The organism is uncultured Cellulomonas sp. (genome assembly GCF_963527515.1).
GTDB lineage: Bacteria > Actinomycetota > Actinomycetes > Actinomycetales > Cellulomonadaceae > Cellulomonas.
Map to the genome: position 1 here is coordinate 1 of NZ_CAURTV010000156.1, position 5,828 is coordinate 5,828.

The 5,828-nt window shown below is 76.8% G+C and carries 6 protein-coding genes; 4 read left to right on the top strand and 2 right to left on the bottom strand.

Annotated features, from left to right (window positions below):
• On the bottom strand, positions 1-2,432 hold a 2,432-nt coding region (locus RYN42_RS19370), incomplete at its 3' end, for an amino acid adenylation domain-containing protein (protein ID WP_315098997.1).
• A 171-nt stretch (positions 2,433-2,603) separates the two neighbouring features.
• Here RYN42_RS19370 and RYN42_RS19375 point away from each other — a divergent pair.
• Entirely contained in the window at positions 2,604-2,735 is a 132-nt protein-coding gene (locus RYN42_RS19375) for a hypothetical protein (RefSeq protein ID WP_315099000.1), read from the top strand.
• Between the two features lie 21 nt (positions 2,736-2,756).
• Here the strand turns inward: RYN42_RS19375 and RYN42_RS19380 are convergent, their stop codons facing one another.
• On the bottom strand, positions 2,757-3,683 hold the full coding sequence (locus RYN42_RS19380) for a Ppx/GppA family phosphatase (protein WP_315099003.1): 927 nt from the start codon (positions 3,681-3,683) through the stop codon (positions 2,757-2,759).
• A gap of 189 nt (positions 3,684-3,872) precedes the next feature.
• Here RYN42_RS19380 and RYN42_RS19385 point away from each other — a divergent pair, with 189 nt between their 5' ends.
• The 3 genes from RYN42_RS19385 to RYN42_RS19395 form a co-directional block, all read left to right on the top strand.
• Positions 3,873-4,250, top strand: a complete 378-nt coding sequence (locus tag RYN42_RS19385) for a hypothetical protein (protein WP_315099006.1) — start codon at positions 3,873-3,875, stop codon at positions 4,248-4,250.
• A complete protein-coding gene (locus tag RYN42_RS19390) occupies positions 4,247-5,047 on the top strand; it encodes a lytic transglycosylase domain-containing protein (protein ID WP_315099009.1) in 801 nt (266 codons plus the stop codon). Before RYN42_RS19385 ends, RYN42_RS19390 begins: the two co-directional genes overlap by 4 nt.
• Positions 5,044-5,828 (top strand): serine/threonine-protein kinase (locus RYN42_RS19395; protein WP_315099012.1); only part of this gene is annotated, 785 nt, incomplete at its 3' end. The genes RYN42_RS19390 and RYN42_RS19395, both read left to right, overlap by 4 nt.

Genomic DNA, 5,828 nt, shown 5'->3' on the forward strand with positions numbered 1-5,828 from the left:
GACCAGAACTCGTCCCGGCCGGTCGTGCCGTGGACGGCGGACCCGGCGGCCACGTCGGTCCCGGCCCGGACCTGGGCGCCCGGCAGGAGGACGCTGCGCGCCCCCACGGTGGCGCCCGCACCGACGCTGACGCGCCCGACGTGCACCACGTCCCCGTCGACCCACGACCCGGACAGGTCCACCTCGGGCTCGATCGCGCAGCCGTCGCCCAGGGACAGGAACCCGGTGACGGGCGGCACCGAGTGCAGGTCGACGTCCCGTCCGACGTCCGCGCCCAGCGCGCGGGCGTACAGGCTCACCCACGGGGCGCTCGTCGGGGTGACCGCCCCGAAGCCCTCCACCAGGCGCTCCGCCGCCCACAGCCGCAGGTGCACCTGGCCGGCCCGCGGGTAGGTGCCGGGGCGCACCCCGGCGAGGAGGGCGCGCGCACCGACGGCGCACACCCCCAGCCGACCCAGCGGGCTCACCGTGACGATCCACCCCACCGCCACCCACCACCAGGACACGGGTACCGCCCAGGCGACGTCCCAGACGACGTCGAGCAGGCCGTTCACGGCGGCGAGGACCGTGAGCCAGCGCAGCGCGACCAGGCCGCGGAGCGGGAGCAGCGCGAGCAGCTGGACGGTCTGGCTGGCGACGGGGACGGGGGACACCGTCCGGGGGGCCGCGTGCCCGGCGCCGTCGGTACCGCGGTCCGGCCAGCGCGCGTCCAGGTGGCCGGCGAGGTCACCCACCCCCGGGTGGTCGTAGACCTCGGCGACGGTCACCTCGGGGTAGCGGGACCGCAGGGCGGACACCAGCTGCGCCGCGGTGAGCGAGCTGCCCCCGTGCGCGAAGAAGTCGTCGTCCTCGTGGCGAGGGCGGCTCCCGATGACGGTCGCCCACTGCTCGCCGACCCACCCGGTCAACCCCTCCAGGGCGTCCTCGCCCGGGTCGGCGTCCGCGAGCGGCCACGGCAGCGCGTCCCGGTCGACCTTCCCCGACGTGCGCGTGGGGATCTCCTCGACGACGGCGAGCAGCGGGACCATCGACCCGGGAAGCGTCCGGCGCAGGTCCGCCACCAGGTCGTGGGTGTCGAGCGACGTCCCGGGGCGCGGCACGAGGTACCCGACGAGCACCGTGCCGCCCGCGGACGACAGCTTCACCGCCGCCGCCGCCGCGGTCACGCCGGGGAGCGCCTGCAGGGCGGTGTCCACCTCCGCGAGCTCGATCCGGTGGCCGTTGACCTTGACCTGGTCGTCGGCGCGTCCGACGAACAGCAGCCCGGCCGGGTCGCGCGTCACCAGGTCCCCCGTGCGGTAGGCCCGCTCCCAGCCCAGGCTCGGCTGCGGCCCGAACCGCGCCGCGTCCAGCACAGGGTCGAGGTAGCGGGCCACTCCCACCCCGCCGATGACGAGCTCTCCGGTGCCGCCCTCGCCCACCTCGTCGCCCGCGGCGTCCACCACGGCCAGGTCCCACCCGTCCAGCGGGAGCCCGATCCGCACGGGCTCGCCGAGCTCCAGGAGCGCCGCGCACGCCACCACGGTGGCCTCCGTCGGGCCGTACGTGTTCCACAGCTCGCGGTCCGGGCGCCACAGCCGCGTCACCAGCTCCGGCGGGACGGCCTCGCCGCCGAAGATCAGCAGGCGCACGGCGCCGAGCGCGTCGGCGGGCCACAGCCCGGCGAGCGTCGGCACGGTCGAGACCACGGTGATCTCCCGGTCCACCAGCCACGGCCCCAGCTCGCTGCCGGCCCGCACCAGAGCGCGCGGTGCGGGCACGAGGGTGGCACCGTGCCGCCACGCGAGCCACATCTCCTCGCACGACGCGTCGAAGGCCACCGACAGGCCGGCCAGCACGCGGTCGCCGGGCCCGAGGGGCGCGTCCCGCAGGAACAGCCGCGCCTCCGCGTCGACGAACGCCGCGGCGCTGCGGTGGCTCACCGCGACGCCCTTGGGCCGCCCGGTCGACCCGGACGTGAAGATGACCCAGGCGTCGTCGTCCGGACCGGGCGGTCGCACGGGTCCCGCCGGAGCCGTCGGCGCGGGACCGCCGTCGGCGCGCAGCGGCTCGGGACCGTCGCCGAGGACGATCTCGACCCCTGCGTCGGCGAAGACCCGGCGCGCACGGTCGTCCGGGTCGTCGGCGTCGACCGGCACGTACGCGGCGCCCGCGTGCAGCGCGGCGAGGACCGAGACGTACAGGCTCACGGTCCCGGACTGCGCCCGCACCCCGACGCGGTCGCCCGCACGCACCCCGGCCTGCGCGAGGTGCTCCGCGCGGATCCGGACGGCGTCCGCCAGCGCCGCGTAGGTCAGCACCTCGTCGCCGTCGTCGATCGCCGGCGCGTGGGGGTACCGCGCGACGGTCCGGGCGAACACGTCGACCAGCGTGCGCGGGGCCGGCGCGAGGTCGGCGGCCCGCAGAGCCCCCGGCACCGCTGGGATGCTCACGACGGGGTGGCTCCTGACTGTCGTCGACCTGCGGGGGAAGCCCGGACCGTAGCCCGCCGGGGTGAACGGTGGGCGTCCGGCGGGTGGCCGCGCGGTGGACGCACCGGTGCCCGCCGGGGAGGCGCCCGGACGCCGTTGGCGTGTCCCGTCCCGATCGTGCACCATCGCGCCATGACCAAGCCCCTGGACGTGGAGTGCCCTCGCTGCGGTGCGGCCCGCGGCAAGTCGTGCCGGACCGCCGATCGCGTCAAGCGTGACCCGCACGGCCGGCGGATCAAGGCCGCCGCCCGCGCCGGCAGCTGACCCACCGACTGCCCGGTCCCCTCAGGTCAGCCGCTCGAGGTAGCGCAGGATCAGCCCCTCGCGCAGCGCCCAGGGGGAGACCTCGAGCTCGTCGAGCCCGAAGGCGCGCATCGACTCGGCCAGGACCACCCCACCGGCGACGATCTGGAACGTCCGGTCGGCGGTGATGCCCGGCAGCGCCGCACGGGCGTCGGCCGGGATCCGCGCCAGGCGCGGCACCCAGTCCTCCAGCGCGGAGCGCGTCAGCACCCGCCTGTCCTGCGGTCCCACACCGTCGGTGCGCGAGCCGGCGAGGCGGGCCAGCGAGCGGACCGTCTTGGACGACCCCACGACGTGTGCTGGGTCGGGTCGGTCGGCGAACCGTGCGCGCGCCTCGGCCAGCTGCCGGCGCGCGTCGCGGCGCAGGGCGGCGACCTGCTCGGCGGTGGGTGGGTCGTCGTGCAGGAACGCCACCGTCGACCGCCCCGCGCCGAGGGGGAGGGAGACCGCCACGTCGGGGTACTCGCTGCCACCGGCGGCCAGCTCGAGGGAGCCGCCGCCGATGTCCAGCAGGAGGATCTCGCCCGCGGACCAGCCGAACCACCGCCGCACGGCGAGGAACGTCAGCCGTGCCTCGTCGTCCCCGGTCAGGACCTGGAGCCGCACGCCGGTCGTCTCCGCCACCAGGTCGAGCACCTCGGGACCGTTGGCGGCCTCGCGCAGCGCGGACGTGGCGAACGGGAGCAGCTCGTCGATGCCGGCCGCCACGCCGGCGGCGACCGCGTCCGCGACCGCGGTGAGGATCGCGTCGACGCCGTCGGCACTGATGGCGCCGCTGGGCTCGAGGTAGCGCATCAACCGCAGCACGGACCGGTGCGAGGCGTGGGCGACGGGCGGACCGCCGCGCTGGGCGTCCACGACGAGCAGGTGGACGGTGTTCGATCCCACGTCGAGCACCCCGAGTCGCATGTGCGCACGCTACGGCCTGCCACCCGGCGGCGTTCCATCCCTTCTGTCTGATCGTCGACGTCCGGTCGTCTGGTGTTCGTCCTGCGGCTCCGCACAGGTTGCTCACAGATGCTGCCGATCCGCTGAACTGCACCGGGTGCGCCGCGACAGGCGCCGCGATGAAAGGACGGGATGCGGACGGTGCCGCCCGTGTTCCAGCTCTACCGCTTCTCCGACGACGACGCCGTGTGGTGGCGCCTCGTCAGCCCCAACGGGCGCGGCTTCGCCCGCAGCACGGCGGCGCTGCCGACCAGCGCGGTCGCGCGGGAGTCCGTCGACGCCGTGCGCGCCTCGGTCGGCGCACTCGTGCCGGTCCTCCGGCTGACCACCACCCACCGCTGGCAGTGGTTCCTCACGGCCGACGACGCCCCCGTGGTGCAGGGGATCGGCGACCAGGACCGTCGCGTCCGGTGCGCGCACGCGTGCCGGAACTTCGTGCTGCTCGCGCCCGACGCGCAGGTCGATCCCACCGTGACGACCTACCGCCGGACCTCCGCGCCCGTGGTCGCGCGGCGCTCGGGCACGTGAGCTCGAGGCGTGCCCGGTGGGGCGCGGCGGCGCTGGGTGTCGTCGCGGCTGCGCTCCTCGTGACGACGTCGCTGGCGGCCGTGCAGCAGGTGCGCGTGGCGGCCCGGGCCCCGGATCTCGTGGGCACCGCACCGGCCGCGCCGACGGAGCCGGCCCGACAGCCCGGCGGGCCGGTCGAGCCGGTCGGACCGGCCGAGCTGGCGCAGCACGCGGTCGTCGCACCGGTCGACCGCGCCGCAGCCACCTGGGTGTCGCAGGTGTCGGCGCTGACCGGCCTCGGTCCGGTGGCGCTCCAGGCCTACGCCGACGCCACGCTGGGGATGGCGCGGCTCGACCCCGGCTGCCGCCTCGGCTGGACGACGGTCGCGGCGATCGGGACGGTCGAGTCGGGCAACGGCACGCACGGCGGTGCCCGGCTGCTGGCGGACGCCCGGCCGAGCGTCCCGATCGTCGGCCCCGCCCTCGACGGCACGGCGGGCACCGCCGCGATCCCGGCGGGTCCGGACGAGGCGGGGTGGCACGGTGACGCCGTCTGGTCGCACGCGGTGGGACCGATGCAGTTCCTGCCGTCGACGTGGCGCCGGTGGGCCAGCGACGGTGACGGCGACGGGGTGCAGGACCCGAACGACCTGGACGACGCCGCGCTCGCGGCCGGGCGCTACCTCTGCGCGGGCGGACGGGACCTCGCGACGCCCGAGGGGTGGCAGGCGGCGGTGCTGTCCTACAACCACGACGACGCGTACGTGGCGCTGGTGCTCGCCACGGCGAACGGCTTCGCGGCCGCAGCGGCTCGATGACGGGGCGGCTGCTCGGCGGGCGGTATGCGCTGGGCGGCCTCGTCGGCTCCGGCGGGTCGGCCGACGTGTTCGCCGCGGTGGACGTCCGGCTCGGGCGGGACGTCGCCGTCAAGGTGCTGCGCGCTCCCGCGGCACCGGGGGCGGACCCCTGGGCGCAGCTGCGGGCCGGTGCGCGACTCGACCACCCGAACGTCGTGCACGTGCTCGACGCCGGCTCCGACGCAGAGGGGCGCGCGTTCCTGGTGCTGGACCTGGTGGTCGGGCGGACGCTGACCGAGCTGCTCGCACGCGGTCCGCTGGAGCCCCGCGCCGCCCTCACGGTGCTGGACGGGGTGCTCGCGGGTCTGGAGCACGCGCACGAGCGGGGAGTGCTGCACCTCGACCTGTCGCCGTCGAACGTCGTGGTGCCGAGCCTGGGCGGGCCGAGCGCCGTGCTCCTCGACGTCGGGGCGACGCCGGGTCCCGACCCGGCCGACCCTCGCGTGACGGTGAGCCCGCACTACGCCGCGCCCGAGGTCGCGACGGGCGCCGGCGGCGACGCACGGTCGGACGTCTACTCGGCCGGGGCGCTGCTGTTCCACCTCGTCACGGGTCGCCCGCCCTTCGACGACGCCGACCCGCAGCGCGTCCTGGCGGCGCAGGTGTCGCAGGAGCCGGCACGGCCCGGCACCCTGGTCCCGGGCCTGCCGCCGGAGGTCGACCGGATGGTGGCCCGTGCGCTGGCCAAGGACCCCGCCCGGCGGTTCCGCAGCGCGGCGGACCTGCGCGCGCAGGTCCGCAC